This window comes from Niastella sp. OAS944, from assembly GCA_024809215.1.
Lineage (GTDB): Bacteria > Bacteroidota > Bacteroidia > Chitinophagales > Chitinophagaceae > Niastella.
In genome coordinates this window covers 360,072-379,088 of record JANUBW010000003.1, presented here as the reverse complement: position 1 = coordinate 379,088, position 19,017 = coordinate 360,072, and the positions used below count along the sequence as shown (strand labels likewise).

The following is a 19,017-nucleotide window of genomic DNA, read 5'->3' as shown; positions in this document are numbered from 1 at the left end:
GACTTTTTACAAGTAATTTGCTTATCCAAACAGCGAACAAAACAAAAAATTGTCTTACAATAACGAATGGCAGAAACAACAACACTAAGATTAATGGCCGCAGCCAAAGAGTTTAACATCGGCAAAGAAACGCTGGTAGACTTTTTGGTAGGAAAGGGATTTAGCAAAGACGACCTGAAACCTACGTCAAAACTGACGGAGGACATGTACCGTGCTTTGCAACAGGAATTCCAGAGTGATAAGGTGGCCAAGTTAAAAAGCGACCAGATTGATCTGCCGAAGGGAAGCCTGGAAGCTAAGAAGAAGAAAGAGGACGATGCTGCTGCGGCCGCTAAAAAAGAGGTGGTGAAAAAGCAGGAGCCAACGCCTGTTGTGGAAGAGAAGAAGGAGGAAAAAGTAGAGAAGAAAGAAGAGAAAGTAGAAAAGGTAGAGGTTGTACAGAAGGTAGAAGTTGTAGAAAAGGTAGAGCCGAAAGAAGAGAATGTAGAAGTTGTAGAGAAAAAGGTAGAAGAAGTTCCTCCTGTAGTGGAAGTTAAACAACCACCGGTTGTTGCTGAAAAAGTGGAGACCCCACCAGTTGTTGCTGTTGAAGAAAAGAAAGAGCCGAAAGAAGAAGTTATAGAACAGCCAAAAGCTGAAGAAAAGCAACCGGAAGTAATTACTAAAGTTGAAGCGCCTGAATTAGAAGGGCCTAAAGTATTAGATAAGATCGATCTGTCGGCAATAGATTCTTCAACAAGACCGAAGAAGACGCCTGTTGTTGTTAAGAAAGATCAGGAGCCTTCAGTTAAGGCTAAAGAAGAAACCCCAGTGGTGAAGGAAGAAGAACCGAAGACTACGCCGGTGGAAGAAGTACAGGAGCCAAAAGTAGAAAAACCTTCTGTAGCGCCTGTAGCTGAGGAAAAGACGAAAAAGCCCAAAGAGGAAGTTCCTCAACAACAGCAGAAACAACAACAACAACCTGTTAAAAGGGTAGTTGTAGAAAAGAAAAAAGAACAGGAGCCGGTAAAGGAAGTGCCAAAAGAAGAAGAGAAAGCAGAAGCACTGCCCCCGGTTATTGAAAATATTAAAGCAGATAAACTTACGGGACCGAAAATTCTGGGCAAAATAGAATTACCGGTTGGCGACGAAGCCCGCACCAAACCGAAGCCCAACGAGGAAAAAAGGAAGCGCAAGCGCATTCCCATTGAAAAGAAGGACCAGCAGCAGTCGCAACAAACTGCGCAGGAGCGGGCTCAACATCTTTTCAAAAAACCACAACAAGGCGGCGGACAAGGCGGTCATCATGGAGGCGGCGGTCATCACCACGGTGGTGGACAGGGCCAGCAAGGTGGCGGTCAACATCGCCAGGGCGGAGGCCAGCACCAGGGTGGCGGCGGAAACTTCAGAGGCGGCGGTGGAAACCGGCCAAATCAACGCCACGGTGGTCAGGGCGGCGGAAATCGTCACGTGTCGCGCGAGCCTAAAGAGATCAACGAAAAAGAGATCCAGGATAAAATACGTGAAACACAGGCCAAGCTTTCTGGTGGTAAAGGCAGCAATAAGGGCATAAAGAAAGCCCGCCGCCACGAAAAACGCCAGAATATGGCTGAGCGCCAAGGTGTGGAAGGAGAAGATAACAAGCTGCAGGTTACTGAGTTTATCAGCGTAAGCGAACTGGCCAACCTGATGGATGTAAGCTTTGCAGAAGTTATCAGTAAGTGTATGAGCCTTGGTCTCATGGTGTCAATTAACCAACGTTTAGATGCCGAGGTAATTGAACTGGTAGCCGGTGAATTTGGATACGAAGCTGAGTTCATCGATATGGAAAAGCAGCTTGAACTGGAGGAGGAGGAAGATGCAGATAACGAAGAAGATCTGCAACACCGCGCGCCAATCGTTACCATCATGGGTCACGTTGACCACGGTAAAACTTCATTGCTCGACTATATACGTAGCGCGAATGTGGTAGCCGGTGAGGCAGGTGGTATCACCCAGCACATCGGAGCTTACGAAGTAACCCTTCCCAATGGTAAAAAGATAAGCTTCCTCGATACACCTGGTCACGAAGCGTTTACCGCGATGCGTGCCCGTGGTGCCAAAGTAACCGATATTGCGGTAATTGTGGTAGCAGCCGATGATGCGGTGATGCCACAAACCAAGGAAGCCATCAGCCACGCACAGGCTGCCGGTGTACCAATGATCTTTGCCATCAACAAAATAGATAAAGACGGCGCCAACGCCCAAAAGATATACGAACAACTGGCCGGTATGAACCTCCTTGTTGAAGAATGGGGTGGTAAATATCAAAGCCAGGAACTGAGTGCCAAGAAGGGATTGAATGTTGATAAGCTCCTTGAAAAGATCCTGCTTGAAGCAGAGTTACTTGAGCTGAAAGCCAATCCTGACCGTGAAGCAACTGGTACCATCATTGAAGCTACCCTCGATAAAGGTCGCGGTTATGTAGCAACAGTACTGGTGCAGAACGGTACCTTAAAACATGGCGACCTGGTTGTATCCGGTCAGTTCTACGGCCGTGTAAAAGCTATGTTCAACGAGCGTAACAAACGTGTTGATGTAGCGCCACCTTCTACTCCCGTTCTGATCTTAGGTTTGAATGGTGCGCCACAAGCCGGTGAGAAGTTCAAGGTTTATGAAGATGAAGCAGAGGCTAAAGAAGTAGCAAACCGCCGTGCACAGATACTGCGTGAGCAAGGTATAAGGACCAAGAAACACATTACGCTCGATGAAATTGGTCGTCGTTTGGCATTGGGTAACTTCAAACAGCTGAACCTGATCCTGAAAGGTGACGTGGATGGTTCGGTTGAGGCCCTGAGTGATTCATTACAAAAATTATCAACCGAAGAGATTGTAGTATCGGTTGTACATAAAGCAGTAGGTGCAATCAGCGAAAGCGATGTAATGCTGGCAACGGCTTCAGACGCCATCGTGGTTGGTTTCAACGTACGGCCTTCAACGCAGGCAAACCGCCTGGCCGAATCAGAAGGTGTGGAAATCAAACTTTACTCAATCATCTATAACGCCATCGAAGAAGTTAAGAGCGCGATGGAAGGGATGTTGGAGCCGAAGATCACCGAAAAGATCGTTGCCAACGTGGAAGTACGGAACGTATTCGTGTTCGACAAAGCCACAGTTGCCGGTTGTTATGTACTCGATGGAAAAATTCTGCGTAACTCCAAGATCCGCGTTATTCGCGATGGCATCGTAGAGTTCCCAAGAGGTGAAGGACAAAGCGCTGAACTGCAATCACTGAAACGCTTTAAAGACGATGTGAAGGAAGTGCCTTCAGGCATGGAGTGCGGTTTAACCGTTAAAAACTTCAGCGGTATTAAAGTAGGTGATATCATCGAAGCGTTTGAACTGGAAGAAGTAAAAAGAACATTATAAGGTTTCAATAACCAAAGGATCAAGGCACAAGAAGGATTTTCCACTTGTGCCTTCTTTCTTGGTACCTTTATCGTCGAAACTTTTGTTAAATAACAACCTTGCCACTGAATAAATGGTTAGGTAACAAGTAAATTTGGCCCTGTCTCTTTCAAAAATTACCAGATGAAAGTTGTTTTTACATTAATTACCGCCCTGTTTTTTGTGACCATGGGGGTAGCCCAGGCGCCCCGCAAAGTAACTGCCGATAAAATTGTGGGCATTGTAGGCGATAAGATCATTTTAAAATCTGACGTATATAACGATATCCTCGACCGCCAGCGCCGTGGGGAGCCCGTTCCTGAAAACGCCGATTGCGCTATTATGGAACAGATCCTTACGCTGAAAGCCCTGGTACTGCAAGCCGAGAAAGACTCTATTCAGGTGGGTGACGATGAAATAGACGCCCTGCTCGATAACCAGATCCGCGGGTTTATTCAAATGTACGGGTCAAAAGAAGCGCTGGAAGAGATTGCCGGCCGTACCGTTTACCAGATCAAGGAAGATTTCAGGGTTACCTTTAGAGAAAGAAAGCTGGCCGAGCGTATGCGCGATAAGATCGTAGAAAGCATCAAGATCACGCCACAGGAAGTAAGGGAGTATTTTTTAAAGAAAGATCAGAAGAACCTGCCATTTTACGAACAGCAGGTGGTTATAGGGGAAATTGTAATGAACCCGAAAGCCAGCCGCGACCTTGAAAAGCTTACGATAGATGAGTTGAACGATTTCAAAAAGCAGGTTGAGTCCGGTACACAGAAATTTGAAACACTCGCACGTTTATATACCGATGACCCGGGAAGTAAGGAAAATGGTGGTCAATACTCCATTAACCGCACTGAAAAAACCTGGGACCCTGCATTTCTGAATAATGCATTCCGATTGAAAGAAGGACAAATATCCCCGGTGTTCAAATCAAAATTCGGTTACCACATTATTCAAATGGTAAGCCGCGCCGGTGACGATGCCATCGTTCGTCATATTTTGCGTATTCCAAAGATCACCGATGAAGAAATAAATGAAACCATCACCAAGCTCGATTCTGTTAGGGCTAAACTGATAGCCGGAACAATTTCATTTGGTGAGGCTGTAGCAAAGTACAGTGATGATGAAAACTCAAAATTCACTGGTGGTTATAAGCAAGGTCAAAATGGTACCACCTTCCTCGAAATGAACCAGCTTGATAAAGACCTGGTAGAAATGTTAGCCAAGAGTGGTTTGAAAGCAGGCGAATATTCAAAGCCTACAGCATACACCGATGAAAGAGGAAAAAGAGGCGTTCGTATCGTTTATTTAAAAACCCGCACAACGCCACATATTGAGAATTTGAAAGATGATTATGACCACCTGGCCAAAGAGGCGGTGGAGATCAAAAAGCAAAAAGCACTTGAAGCCTGGTTTGCCGGAAAGATCCCAACCTATTATATAATGATCGATCAGGATTTCAAAGGTTGCGGTACCCTACAAAACTGGATGCAATATGCATCTACCGGAAATAAATAGGTCAAATTATAAGTTCTAAATATTTGAAGCCCTCCCGATGCATCGGGAGGGTTTTTATTTACCGGTATCATGATAATGTAGCGGCAAACTTTTGTTAATACCGTTATGGCCGCTGGGTAAACGTAAAAGCAGCAAGTAAATTTAGGTTCTATCACCCATCTAAAACTTCTCAAATGAAACCTGCTTTTACACTTATTACAAGCGTGATATTAGTGACTACAGTTGTGGCACAGCCCACACAAAAAGTAGTAGCCGATAAAATTGTAGGCAACGTAGGCGATAAGATCATTTTGAGATCTGATGTATATAACGATATCGATGACCGTCGCCGGCGTGGAGAACCGCTACCTGAAAATGCCGACTGTTTTGTTATGGAACAAAAGCTTACGCTGAAGGCACTGGTACTGCAAGCCGAAAAAGATTCTTTAAAAATAGAAGATGATGAAATAGAAGCCCTGCTCGATAATCAGGTGCGCGGGTTTATTCGCATGTATGGATCAAAAGAAGCTGTCGAGGATATTTCGGGTCGAACGATTTATCAGCTTAAAGAAGATATGCGTAAACTTTTTACCGAAATGAAACTGGCTGAACGTGTACAATATAAGATCGTAGAGAATGTAAGAATAACTCCGTTGGAAGTGAAAGATTATTTTTTGAAGAAAGATCAAAGCAATTTGCCGTTTTACGAATCACAATTAGTGATAGGTGAAATTGTAGTGAACCCTAAAGCAAGTCACGAACTAGAAGTACTATGTCATGAGGATGTAAGTGATTTTAAAAAACAGGTAGAGGCTGGCACGCAGAAATTTGAGATCCTGGCCCGCCTCTATTCAGATGACCTGGAAACAAAGGACAAAGGCGGATATCTTTTCATCAATAGAACTGAAAAAAACTGGGGGCCCTCTTTCGTTAAGGAGCAGGCTTTTATTAACAATACATTCCGGTTAAAAGAAGGACAGGTTTCACCAGTGTTCAAAACAAAAGCAGGTTACCACATTATACAAATGGTTAGCCGCGCAGGCGACGACGCTGTTATCCGGCATATATTACGTACACCCAAAATAACCGATGCCGAAATAAACGAGTCGATAACAAAGCTTGATTCTGCATGGGCTAAACTTATTGCCGGTACTACTACATTTGGAGAGGCCGTTGCAAAATATAGCGAAGATGAGAACACGAAGTACAATGGCGGTTATCTTCAAAATGCTGAAGGAACTCCTTTTATGGACATCACCCAACTTGATAAAGAATTAGTAGAGTTATTGGCAAAATCAAACATCCAGGCGGGACAGTATTCAAAACCTACGGCTTTCACAAATGAAAATGGTAAACGGGCCGTGCGTATTGTTTATTTAAAAACCCGTACAGCGCCACATCGTGAAAATTTAAAAGATGATTACGACCAATTGGCCAGGGAAGCACTTGCCATAAAAAAGCAAAAGGCTGTGGAGGCCTGGTTTGCTACAAGGATACCGAAATATTATATTATGATTGACCAGGACTTCAAAAGCTGCACTACTTTGAAGAACTGGATTAGATACGCATCCACAGGAAATAATTAACTGACATTATAATTTGAAAATATTTGAAGCCCTCCCGATGCATCGGGAGGGCTAATTTTTTATAATGGTGTTTGGGTAGCGAAATGTCGTTTTTTTCGTTTCTTTACACTTATATGCTTTTGCTGTAATGCATTATTTATTGTAATTAATAGTCATTTAAATGTAAGAGTAAACACTTAAATGGGTTAGAAACGTACAACTGACTGTTGGCATGAACCAGCTTTTAAGTATTTTGTATAAGTATTTACATGTAAATATCACGTTAATTTTTATCATGTAATGCGGCAATAGCTGTATGTTAAAACAGTCAAAGAAATCCATTCCTGAAGTAGCGCCTCATTATACCGCCTTTAGCTTGCAAACAGACATGGCGGGAATAATTTTGTCGGCTTCAGCTGACCTGCTTTCTTTTACTGGTAAGCATAAGGAAGAGCTTATAGGCAACTCTTTCAAAAAGATCATTGATTCGGCCGATAAACCCAAACTACAGGCAATTTTAAATACCGGTGTTGATACCGGCTTAACAATACAACTTGCATTGAAAGGAAAAACGGGTGTACGCCATATTGGGTTTACTGCTAAAAATCATAAAAGCAGCCGCAATACAGCTGATGTAATTGCCTGGGATGCTGTACATGAGAACAAGCCCGCTTTCACTCCTGCTTCAAACAATCTGCTTCAAAAATTCTTCCTGCTCTCAAACGACCTGTTGTGTTTAATTGATGAGGAAGGAAATATAAAAAACGTAAATCAGTTATTTGTCAACCTGCTTGGGTACAGTGCCGCAGAAATGATCGGTAAACAGTTTATACATTTTATACATATTAATGAGCGGCCACAACTGCTTGAGTTGGGGGCACCAATTGAATATTGGTATAGCTGTAAGAACGGTAAGGTGAAAAAGATCAGCTGGTCAACTACATATTTGGAAGATGATAATCTAACGCTGGCGCTTGGCCGGGAATTGGAAGACCATATTCTTCCCGAGAATACCAATGCTACGCTGAAGGAAGTGTACCAGGAGTTAAAAGAAGTCACTGAACGTTATAAAGCATTTGTACAGCAAAGCTCAGAGATCATTTGGCGGTGTGAGTTACAAACACCCATAAATATTAACGACCCTGAAGAACAACAATTGAAACAGTTGTTTGAAGGGTATCTGGCGGAATGTAACGACCAAATGGCGCATTTTTATGGCTATGAAAATGCAGCTGGTGTAATTGGAAAAAAGGTATCGAAGTTCTTCGATCCTAAAGAACCTGTAACTTACCAGGTGGCCCGGGAGTTTATACAACAGGGGTATAAAATTTATCGCCGGTTGTCGATGCATATTGATCATGCAGGTAATAAAAGATATTTCTTAAACAACCTGGTGGGTGTAGTGGAAGATGGCAAACTGTTGCGTGTGTGGACCACCCAAAATGAAATTACCCAGCTTCGGCTGGCCGAAAAAGCCAATCGCTACCAGGCCAGTGTAATGGAGAATGTTTTTGATGCGGTAATGTCGTCTGATGAAAACTACCTCACTAAAAGCTATAACCAGGCAGCTGAAAAACTATTCGGCATAAAGACCGCCGACATTATGGGGCGGGCTATACATGAAGTAATAGATTTCGACATTCACAATTCTTCTCGCGAAAAGCTGTTGGAAGAATTATTTGAAACGGGCGCCTGGAATGGGGAGATTTCTTTTACAAGACCCACAGATGGTAAAAGAGTGGATATGTGGTCGACCCTTTCTTTACTAAAGAATAAAAAGGGTGAGGTCACTGATATCATTTCTATTAATAAAGACATTACCGAAAGAAAAAATGCCGAGCAAACGATACGTGAAGGCGAAGAACGTTTTCGGCAGTTTGCCGATGCAGCCCCGGTCATTATTTGGGTAAGTGATGAATTGGATACTACCATTTACGTAAATAAATGTTTTGAACAATTTACCGGCGTTACGTTTGGTGAATTGGATGGCGATGGTTGGGAAAAGATCATTCATACAGCCGATGTTCCGATTGCTTGCGAAAAATACAAAAGGTATTTCAGGTATCGCGAACCGGTTGTGTTGGAATACCGCCTTAAAAATAAAGATAATGAGTACCGTTGGGTACTCGATCATGGCGTGCCCCGCTTTTTAGAGGACGGCACTTTTGTAGGCTATATTGGTTCTATAGTTGACATACATGACCGCAAACTGGCCGAAGAAAAGATCCGCTTTCAGGTACAGGTAATGCAGGATGTATCGGAAGGTATAATTTCAACCGACCTCAACCTTAACATAATATCGTTTAATAAAGCCGCTGAAAAAATATACGGTATACCTGGTGAAGAGATCATTGGTAAACGGTTAAACGACTTTATTGATCTTACCTATTTATCAAACACCTGGGAAGAAGCCTTACAGCAGGTGCATGAAAATGACAGCTGGGAAGGCCAGGCTTATTATAACCGGCACGATGGTAAACGCGTTTACCTCAATTGTGCATTGTCGTTTGTAAAGAACGACCGTGGTGCCCGTATTGGTTTTGCAGGTATTTACCGCGATATTACAGAGGCCCGTCAATCGCAGGAAGACCTGCGTATAAATGAAGAAAGATACCGCTCGGTAGTGCATGCATTAGGCGAGGGTATTTTGATGCACGATAAACATGGGGAGATCATTGCCTGTAATCGCAGCGCAGAAATGATACTGGGCGTATCGGGCAATTTATTAATAGGAAAAACTACAGGTACCGAAAGTTTATGTATATATGAGAATGGAACGCCATTTCCGCCAGAGCAACATCCATCGTTGATCACCCTACGCACCGGCCGTTCGTTGCAGAATGTGATCATGGGTATTCAGCGAACAGATGGCTCACTGCTTTGGATCTCAATAAACACCGAGCCGGTATATTACACTGAGCAACGGGTACACCCCGATGCGGTGGTTTCATCTTTTGTTGATATTACGCAAAAGAAAGCCGCCGAAATTGAATTAAGAACCAGTCAGCACCAGTTAACAGAATATTCAGAACGTATTACAAACATTCTGGCCAGTATAACCGATGGCTTTATTGCTGTAGATAAGAACCAGAATATATTTTTATGGAACCATGCCGTTGAGCGATTGACGGGGTTGGATGCAAAAGATGTAATTGGTTCTGGTATAGAAAAGATCTTCCCCAATTTTGTTGGTACAGCTGAGTACCGGCGATATGTAGAAGCCATTGAGTACGGCAGCTCTTCTACATTCGATCATTTTGTACCAGCCTTCAATCGCTGGCTCGAAACGAGTGTGTATCCATTCTCTCAGGGAGCATTTATATATTTCAAAGATATTTCTGATCGTAAAAAACAGGAGCGGTTGCTTGAGTTGGAGAAGGAAGTGTTGGAGATAAATGCACAACCAGCCGCCTCGTTAAAAACAACGGTCGATTATTTTTTGGGTGGGTTAGAAAAGATCTTCACCAATATGATATGCTCGGTAATAATGCCGAGTGATGATAAGGAAACTATACTGCACTTATCGGGTGCTGGCCTGCCCGAAGATTATGCACGTTTAATAAATGGCGTACACATTGGACCCGAAGCCGGTTCTTGCGGCACTGCTATATATAGAAAGGAAAGGGTGATAACGGTTGATATTGAAACCGACCCGTTGTGGAATACTTATCGCCATGTGGCCGGGCAGTTTGGTTTACGGTCCTGCTGGTCGTTCCCTATTTTAAATGCTGCCAACGAGGTACTGGCAACCATTGCCATTTATCACCGGTACCCTGCAACGCCAACAGATACCGAGCTGAGCCTGTTTGAACGCATCAGCAGTCAGTTGCGGATAATCATTGAAAATAAAAATGCCGAGTTAAAGATCAGGTTGAGCAATGAGCGGTATTTGCTGGTAACAAAAGCTACCAACGATGCCATTTGGGATTGGGATGTAAGCACCAACACCTTGTATTGGGGTGAAGGCATTTACACCTTGTTTGGATTTAAGCCAGGGTATGTTGATAACTCAAATCATTTCTGGGAAAACTGCATTCACCCCGAAGACCGCGACCGCGTGGTGAATGGGTTAGATAAATTTATAAAAGACAACACCTCTACCATATGGGAAGATGAGTACCGGTTCATAAAACCCAATGGCGAGTATGCACTGGTCTTTGACCGTGGCTTTTTGATCTTCGACCACTCGGGTAAAATTGCCCGTATGGTTGGCTCCATGCAGGATATAACTGACAAGAAGGAACTGGAGAAGAAGTTATTGAAACAGGAAGTAGATAAACAAAAGGTAATTGCCCAGGCGGTGGTAAATGCGCAGGAAAAAGAAAGAGCCGAAATTGGCAAGGAGCTGCACGATAATGTGAACCAGATATTGTCAACGGCAAAACTATATCTTGAGCTGGCGCAAACGGATGATAACAGCCGGCTCGAATTGATCAACCGCAGTACCAATAATATTTCGCTTGCCATTAATGAGATCAGGACCATTTCACGCTCGCTGGTGCCCCCGAGTATCGGGGACCTGGGGTTGATTGACTCAGTGCAGGACCTGGTGGAGAATATTAAAGCCACAAGAAGATTACACGTTGAGTTTTATTATTCGGGAACAATTGATAATGTACTCGATGAAAAAAGGAAACTGATGCTTTTCCGCATCATTCAGGAGCAGGTGAACAATGTGTTGAAGCATGCTTCGGCCAAAAACCTGGTTATAGAGCTCATTGCCGATAGTGAGGGTCATGCGGTAGATCTTACCATCAGTGATGATGGCAAAGGATTCGAGTTGGATAAAGTGAGATCGAAAAAAGGTGTGGGCCTGTCGAACATCGCCAGCCGCGCCCAGCTATTCAATGGCAGTGTGCATATAGTAACTGCGTTGGGCGAAGGATGTAAACTAAAAATAAATGTCCCTATTTCAAATATCTAAACCCCCTTATTGATTATGGAAAAAATTAGTGTATTAATTGCAGACGACCACAAATTGATACGGGAAACCTGGAGTTTCATCCTGAATAACGACCCCCGTTTCACTGTGGTTGCAGAATGCGGCGATTCGGAACAGGCTGTTGAAATGGCCAAGAACAAAAAGCCCCAGATTGTGCTCATGGATATAAACATGTTGCCTATATCGGGTTTTGAGGCCACTGAAAAGATCAGGAAGGTATCGCCTGCTTCACGCATCATTGGCATTTCCATGCACTCACAACCGGCTTACGCCAAAAAAATGTTACAGATTGGCGCCCGGGGTTATGTTACCAAAAACTCATCGAAAGAAGAGATGATAACAGCCATTATGGAAGTGCACAGTGGCAATAAATACATCTGCGATGAAATAAAGAATAATATATCAGAGCTGGTGTTGGAAGAAAACAAGGATGTGCCGAATGTGAATGCGCTTACCGAAAGGGAAATTCAGATCATTAACCTCATTAAGGAAGGGCAATCGTCGAAAGAAATTGCCATGAGCCTGAACATTTCTTTAAAAACGGTAGAGGTGCACCGTCATAATATTCTGAAGAAATTAAAACTGAAAAATTCGGCCTCACTGGTGAATTTTATAAATAATGTGGCTACCAGTATGTAAATAGGGGGATGCTGGTAATCATGTTGTTGTAGTATAAATTCTACAATAAATAGTTATAATTATCAATGCAAAAGAGGATTCCATAACTATTCGGGGGACATACAACTTTCGCGTAAGGGTAAACCTTTATTTTTGGCTGAAAAAATTCATTAAGTGTTTAAAAGACATGAGATATTTTATGATTTCTTTCAGAAAAATCATCAATTTAGCGCTACCAATATCTATAGTAAAACAAATTAAAATCCAACGTCCAAAATCCAAGGATCCTAACGAAAAGCTGAACCGTCCAATGCCCGTTTAAATTAAAAAACAAACCGGCGCAGATATTGATCCAATGTCCTGATGAGGAACAACCCCCATACCTATGAAGACTGGGGGTTTTTTTCATTTTCCCCGCCTTAACATTCCTTTGTTTTCTCTTCTCATTTATTCATTGTAGCTTTGCGCTTTCTTTTCATAATTCGGGAGTAATTACATGAGTGATGCAATAAAACATGAATGCGGATTAGCATTCATCCGTCTAAGAAAGCCGTTCTCCTATTATTTGCAACAATACGGTACAGTAATGTGGGGCCTCAATAAGCTGTACCTGCTCATGGAAAAGCAACATAACCGCGGTCAGGATGGTGCGGGTGTAGCAGCTGTGAAGCTGAATGTTGAGCCTGGTTACCCCTTCTTGCAGCGTATCCGCAGCAGCGCTCCACAACCAATAGCAGATGTTTTCAGTAAAATAAACCAGGAAGTAAAGGAGCTGGAAAAATACCAGCCCGATGTAATGAAGCATGCCGGTTTAATGAAAGGGCATATTTCATTCCTGGGTGAACTGTTATTAGGTCATTTGCGCTACGGTACACAGGGAAAGAATAATGTAGAGTTCTGTCATCCGTTTATAAAACGCCACACCATTCCGGCACGTAATATGGCGCTGGCTGGTAATTTCAACCTCGTTAATACCGACGAGCTGTTTGATCTTATTAATATTGAACCTGGCGAGTTCCAAAAACAAAGCGACCTGGCTGCAATGATGGAAGTAATTCATCATTTTGTGGTAAAAGGCGATGAGAATTCTCCCGGCGAAATGGATGTATTAACGGCTTTACGTAAAGCTGTTCCTCTTTTTGATGGTGGTTTTACTGTAGGCGGTCTGTTGGGTAATGGCGATTCCTTTATATTCCGCGATGCCCATGGAATTCGTCCGGCCTATTATTATATAAGTGAAGATGCTATTGTAGCGGCTTCAGAGCGGTCGGCCATACGCACGGTATTCAACGTTGGTGAAAATGAAGTGAAGGAGTTAATGCCTGGTATGGGGCTGGTTGTAAAAAGCAATGGTGAAATAATTATTGATAAAGTTGTTGAACCCAAAGAGCGTAAGGCTTGTAGCTTTGAGCGCATCTACTTCTCAAGGGGTAGCGATGAAAAAATTTATCGCGAACGTATTGCCCTGGGTTACAACTTAAGTCCGCAGATCTTAAATGCTGTTGATCACGATCTTAAGAATACGATCTTTTCATTTATACCTAATACAGCAGAAGTTGCTTTTTACGGTTTATGGAAAGGGCTCGATGACTATTTGAAAAAAGTTAAGATAGAACGTATTTTATCGTGGGGCAAGGATATTACAGAGGAGAAGTTGTCAGAAATGATCAACCGTAAGATCAGGATAGAAAAGATTGCTATTAAGGACGTTAAAATGCGTACATTCATTACAGAAGATGTAAGCCGTAATGAAATGGTGCAACACGTTTATGATGTAACTTACGGAACAGTAGAGAAAGGCGCCGATACCCTGGTAGTTATCGATGATTCCATTGTAAGAGGTACTACCCTCAAAGAAAGTATTGTTCGTATGCTGGCCAGGCTGGAGCCCAAGAAGATAATAGTTGTGTCTTCTGCGCCCCAGATCCGGTACCCGGATTGTTACGGAATTGACATGAGTAAACTGGGCGATTTCATTGCATTCAGAGCAGCTACAGAGTTATGGAAAGAGATGGGCAAAGAGGATTGCCTGAAGGAGCTGTATGAAAAATGTAAAGAATTGCAACGTTTAGGTCAGTTACATACGGAAAACGTAGTTCAGGACGTTTATAAACCATTCACAACCGAACAGATCTCAAATAAAATTGCTGAATTAATTACCCCTAAGGGCCTAACAGTTCCTGTACAGGTAATTTATCAGACAATAGAGTCCCTTCACGAAGCGTGTCCAACCAATACAGGCGACTGGTATTTTACAGGAAATTACCCAACCCCTGGTGGCAACCGGGTGGTAAACAAAGCATTTATCAACTATATGGAGGGTAAAAATGTAAGAGGGTATTAGATTTGCCTATCATATTGAATATTACAAGATTATTAATGCATTTTTAAAATGAAGTTTGCGTATATCAGAAAAAATGCTTAATATCAAGTACGGGATTATATGTAACACCTTCAATACCCCTAAGAAAGCAACGGTATAAGTCTCATCCATTAGTAGTTGTACAAAAGGTCTATGAAACAGCCCTTAGCTGTTTCGCGTGCCGTTGTGCAGATAATAAGCTCATTCACACACTACTGAAAAAAAAATCGTATGAGTAAAATTACCATCATGATTGTTGATGATCACACCTTGATCCGTGAAACCTGGTCGTATTTATTAGGAAGGAACGAAGACCTGGAAGTAATAGCCGAATTGGGGGATGGTCAACGCGCCATTGAAATTGCCCGGGACAAACGCCCCAATATTGTACTGCTTGATATCAATATGTCGCCATTGAATGGGTTCGATATATTGAAAATGATCCGTAAGCTTTCGCCCGGTTCAAAAGTGATAGCCGTATCAATGCACTCACAACCCGCTTATGCCAAAAAAATGCTCCGCCTTGGCGCCCGTGGTTATGTAACAAAGAACTCACCCCGCAAAGAAATGCTCGATGCCATTCATCAGGTAACTGCTGGCAATGTATACATCTGCCAGGAGGTGAAGAATATTCTTAGCGAGCAAATGATGAATGAAGATGAAGGCGGCGATGGTTTGAACCAGCTATCCGAACGTGAGATCGAAGTTATTAACCTCATCAGAAATGGTTTGTCATCGAAAGAAATTGCAGATAAGTTAGCCATCTCAATTAAGACAGTGGAAGTTCACCGCCACAATATTCTAAAGAAATTAAAGGTGAAAAATACCGCGTCATTGATAAACTACATCAACTCAAGCGGACTGTAATTCTACTTCATACATATAGTTCATAATACATAAAATTGTACGTATTTTCCCTCGTGTGTGAATGCGTTTGGCAAAGTATTTGCGGCAAGTGCACTTGCCGACCGTTTAGCTTCCTATGGGGAACCAATTTTAATAACAGGCCTGTTAAAATATCTGATTCCTTTGATCGAACTCATTATTTTTAGGGGGATTTATCCCCCTATTATTTTTTATGAAATCAGTAATAATCATAAGGCACGCAAAAAGCAGTTGGGACAATATTGGAGAAAGCGATTTTGATCGTCCTTTGAACGACCGGGGTAAAGATGATGCACCCAAGATGGCCAAACGATTGCTCGAAAGAAAAGTTTCAATTGATGCGTTCATCTCAAGCTCTGCCAAAAGAGCCCGCAAAACCGCAGCACTTTTTATTAAGGAATTTGATGGCGATAAAGAAGACATTAAACTTGTACCAGCGTTATACCTGGCGGGTCCCGATGCTTTTTATGATGCCATAGCAAAAGCGCCTGCTTCTGCAAAAACCATTGCCCTCTTTGGCCACAATCCCGGCATTACCGAATTTGCAAACGATTTAACCGATGTGCGGGTAGATGATATGCCTACCTGCGCCATGTTTGCCGTTAAAGCAGATATTAAAGATTGGTCAGAGTTTAAGGATGCTGAGAAGCAGTATTGGTTTTTTGATTATCCAAAGTCCGGACTGTGATAGTGGGATTAAGGGAGGCTTTCAATCGTTTCGCGAATCACTTGCTTATATTCTTCCATTCCCATGGTTAGCAAGCGAAATTCAAATTGTCTTGCATCGTCCAATGCTTTCATTAATAAAAAGCTTGCCTGTGAAACAGTATAGGCTAGTTGTTGGTTGTGCAGGTGCGTGGCCAGGTACTCCTGCTCGGCCTGGCCAGGCGTAGGAACAAGAATACTTTTTTTCTTCAGCTTCATCAGGTCCATCACAGTTGTATAACCACTACGGCTAATTACAATTTCTGCATTACAAATTAATTCGTTCAGCAGGGCGGCAGATGCATGATTGTAAATGGTACAGTTATTTTCAACACGTACTTCATTATTCTCTTTTGGCAATGCTCTTACCAGCACTGTTTTTTCGGGCATCAATTTCATTGCACTCAATACAAGCTCTTCAAAAATGGTGCGTTGTGGCTCGGGCCCCGAAAGAATAATTAAAACATCAATGGAATTGGTTTGTTGTTTGCAGGTAGTGAACCGGCTGAGCCCGCCAATGTATTGAACCGGAATGGCCGGCATTTTTTGGGGGTTCGACAATTCCCCGGCCAATGACCTTGTTCCCTGTTGATCGGGCACCCAGCAGGTGGAAAATTTTTTAATGCGCCGGTAATTCAATTTTTGAAGTAAACCATCGGCCAGTTTACCCAGCCCGGTTTTTATATGTAACTGATGGGTAATGAAAACAGAAGGAATATTGGGCGAATAAAAACCAAAGCGGTTGTCGCTGATAATGAGATCAACCTTTTGCGATTTCAGGAAAATATTCAACCAGGTGTTTTCGTTATTGATTTTGATCAATATTTTTGGTGTCTGAAGGATGATCCGGATTATAGTACCCCACCTTTTTTTACCGTATTTCAAATTATACCCTGATAAGTATACGTAAGCAAGCTGAGGAAATTCTCTTGATAGTACAGCTTTTTGAGTTGAATTACAGGCTATAATAACGTTGCAACCCTGATGTAATAATACGTTGATGATTGGAATACAACGGGTGGTATGTCCTAATCCCCAATCCAACGGCGATAGTAATACGACGGGTTTTTCCGGTGCTGTGTTAAAATTGTTGTTTTCGGGCAATATCAAATACTAATTTGTTCGTAAAATAGTTTAATTTAGTAAGAACCAAGTATATGAAGAAAGTAAGTTATTCCATGATCGTTTTGTTAATAGTCAGCCTGGTTTTTGCCAGTTGCAGTTCAGGTAGAGGGATCGCAGGTGGCGGTTCATCCAAAAAATGCGGCTGTGGTTTAAACAGGGGATTTGTAGGTTATTAAAGCCGATGCAGAAATGAAAAATGCCAATCGTGATTTGCTTGTCCTGGTAAAGGATGCCTATACAAACAAGGAAGCAATGCAATATGAGCTTCAACAACTGAATACGCTGCTGGTGAATTTCGAAACACTGGAAAGCTTTTGTATAGCGCACGAGGTATTCGATATTCAAAAATTCCGGATACTTACGAAAAGATCACAATTGAAAAAGATCATTGAAAAGGATACTTTAAAACCTTTCATGTTTATCTGCAACAAGAACTAGCTTAAAAGAACACCATAATAAAAAAAGCGTCCCGGTTTAAGATCGGGACGCTTTTTTTTGTTTATTGGCGATTAGCTCAATTTCTTCAAGGCATTTCTCAACTGATCGATCATTTTACTGATCTCTTCTTTTTTACAGGTGCCTACGCTTAGGCGGTACCAGGGTGAGGACTTGTCGGCGCCGAATGCATAAAACGGCACTACTGCTAATTTAGCTTCATTAAGCAGGTAGGCGGTTACATCACTTTGTTGAGTGAGTTGTTTGCCATCGGCTGTTTTTTTACCAACCAGGTCGATCTTTATGGTAAGATAAATAGCAGCCTGCGGAGCAATAGCGTCAACAGAAAAGCCTTCTTTTTTTAATTGCTGTAAGCCATTATAAATATCGCGCAAACGCACTTCCACTTCTGCTTTAAATTGCTTTAGATAATTATCTATTGCTTCGTTATTAAGCAGGTAACGGGCGCAGGCTTTTTGTTCGGCCATAGGCGCCCAGGCGCCAAGGTGGCTTAATATGGCGTTCATTTTATCGCGAATAAGCTGGGGGCCAAACGCCCAACCTACACGTACGCCGGTTGCGGCAAAACACTTGCTAATGGCGTCGATGAATATGGTGTACTGCTGCATGGCCGGCCTCAGCGATACGGGGTTGTAGTGTTCAATATCGCCATAAGTAAGCTGCCAGTACATTTGATCGTACATCACGTATAACTTCTTTTCATTATCGCCCCGGCGGCTGTTCTCTTCCAGAACCATATCACAAATGTCTTCCAGATCGTGTTTGGTAAAGGTGGTGCCGGTAGGGTTTTGCGGTGAGCACAATGCAAGCAAAGTAGCGCCCTTTAAATGCGGTTTTATGTCTTTGGCAACAGGCATAAAGTTGTTTTCGGCCCGGGCTTCAATAACCACATGTTCGGCGCCTATAAAGTGCGTATAGTGGTTGTTGTTCCATGATGGAACTGCATAGATCACCTTGTCTTCCTTATCACAAACGGCGCGGTATAATGAATATATAAGCGGCCGGCCACCCGAGGCTACCAGTATTTCGGATGCTTTATAGTTGAGCTGCTCGCGTTCCTTCAGAAAGTGAGCGAGGGCCTCGCGCAAATCGAGGTTGCCGTCTCCGGCGGGGTAGTTGGTAAAATGATTGCGGTAAGCTGTTATGATCTCTTCTTCCAGCTCTTTTGGAATAGGAAATATGGCAGGGTCAAAGTCACCAACGGTAAAATTATAGATCCTTTCTCCGGCACGGATCTTTTCACGGATTTCTCCCCCCAGTTTTACTATTTCCGAACCAATTAATGTTTCTGCAAGATGGCTAAGTTTCATCTGTAAAAATTATAGCACAAAAATAAGATGTTGTGGCCCTTATCTACTTTTTACATGTAATATTTCGGGCATGTTAACATGTATATCCTGTTACCTTTGCACGTAATTAACAACTTAAGCGTTTTTATTTTCAATAATTCAGCTATT

Annotated in this window: 11 protein-coding genes; 9 read left to right on the top strand and 2 right to left on the bottom strand. The window is 42.6% G+C overall.

The features are described 5' to 3' along the window. Positions 1 to 66 precede the first annotated feature (66 nt). The 8 genes from infB (at position 67) to GGD38_RS16050 (ending at position 15,962) form a co-directional block, all read left to right on the top strand. A complete protein-coding gene (gene infB, locus GGD38_RS16085) occupies positions 67 to 3,387 on the top strand; it encodes a translation initiation factor IF-2 (RefSeq protein WP_375297266.1) in 3,321 nt (1,106 codons plus the stop codon). A gap of 162 nt (positions 3,388 to 3,549) precedes the next feature. Further along, positions 3,550 to 4,923 (top strand): peptidylprolyl isomerase, encoded by a 1,374-nt coding sequence (locus tag GGD38_RS16080; RefSeq protein WP_375297265.1) that lies wholly within the window; start codon positions 3,550 to 3,552, stop codon positions 4,921 to 4,923. Positions 4,924 to 5,096: 173 nt separating this feature from the next. Next, complete coding sequence (locus GGD38_RS16075; protein WP_375297264.1) at positions 5,097 to 6,488, top strand: peptidylprolyl isomerase; 1,392 nt, start codon at positions 5,097 to 5,099, stop codon at positions 6,486 to 6,488. 295 nt (positions 6,489 to 6,783) lie between these two features. Beyond that, positions 6,784 to 11,391, top strand: a complete 4,608-nt coding sequence (locus tag GGD38_RS16070) for a PAS domain S-box protein (RefSeq protein ID WP_375297263.1) — start codon at positions 6,784 to 6,786, stop codon at positions 11,389 to 11,391. A gap of 15 nt (positions 11,392 to 11,406) precedes the next feature. Beyond that, positions 11,407 to 12,048: a response regulator transcription factor gene (locus GGD38_RS16065; protein WP_132554895.1), complete on the top strand. Its 642-nt coding sequence runs from the start codon at positions 11,407 to 11,409 to the stop codon at positions 12,046 to 12,048. A gap of 475 nt (positions 12,049 to 12,523) precedes the next feature. Then, positions 12,524 to 14,371 carry an amidophosphoribosyltransferase gene (locus tag GGD38_RS16060; protein ID WP_375297262.1) on the top strand — a complete coding sequence of 616 codons (1,848 nt, stop codon included), beginning with the start codon at positions 12,524 to 12,526 and terminating at the stop codon, positions 14,369 to 14,371. 249 nt (positions 14,372 to 14,620) lie between these two features. Next, positions 14,621 to 15,256, top strand: a complete 636-nt coding sequence (locus GGD38_RS16055) for a response regulator (protein ID WP_375297261.1) — start codon at positions 14,621 to 14,623, stop codon at positions 15,254 to 15,256. A 211-nt stretch (positions 15,257 to 15,467) separates the two neighbouring features. Beyond that, a complete protein-coding gene (locus GGD38_RS16050; protein WP_375297260.1) occupies positions 15,468 to 15,962 on the top strand; it encodes a histidine phosphatase family protein in 495 nt (164 codons plus the stop codon). An 8-nt stretch (positions 15,963 to 15,970) separates the two neighbouring features. On the opposite strand, the gene GGD38_RS16045 is transcribed toward GGD38_RS16050, so the two are convergent. After that, a complete protein-coding gene (locus GGD38_RS16045) occupies positions 15,971 to 16,801 on the bottom strand; it encodes a glycosyltransferase (protein ID WP_375297259.1) in 831 nt (276 codons plus the stop codon). A gap of 492 nt (positions 16,802 to 17,293) precedes the next feature. On the opposite strand from GGD38_RS16045, the gene GGD38_RS16040 reads away from it, so the two are divergent. Then, positions 17,294 to 17,542: a hypothetical protein gene (locus tag GGD38_RS16040; protein WP_375297258.1), complete on the top strand. Its 249-nt coding sequence runs from the start codon at positions 17,294 to 17,296 to the stop codon at positions 17,540 to 17,542. Positions 17,543 to 17,613: 71 nt separating this feature from the next. Here GGD38_RS16040 and GGD38_RS16035 read toward each other — a convergent pair whose 3' ends face one another. Next, positions 17,614 to 18,870 carry a pyridoxal phosphate-dependent aminotransferase gene (locus GGD38_RS16035; RefSeq protein WP_375297257.1) on the bottom strand — a complete coding sequence of 419 codons (1,257 nt, stop codon included), beginning with the start codon at positions 18,868 to 18,870 and terminating at the stop codon, positions 17,614 to 17,616. Positions 18,871 to 19,017 lie beyond the last annotated feature (147 nt).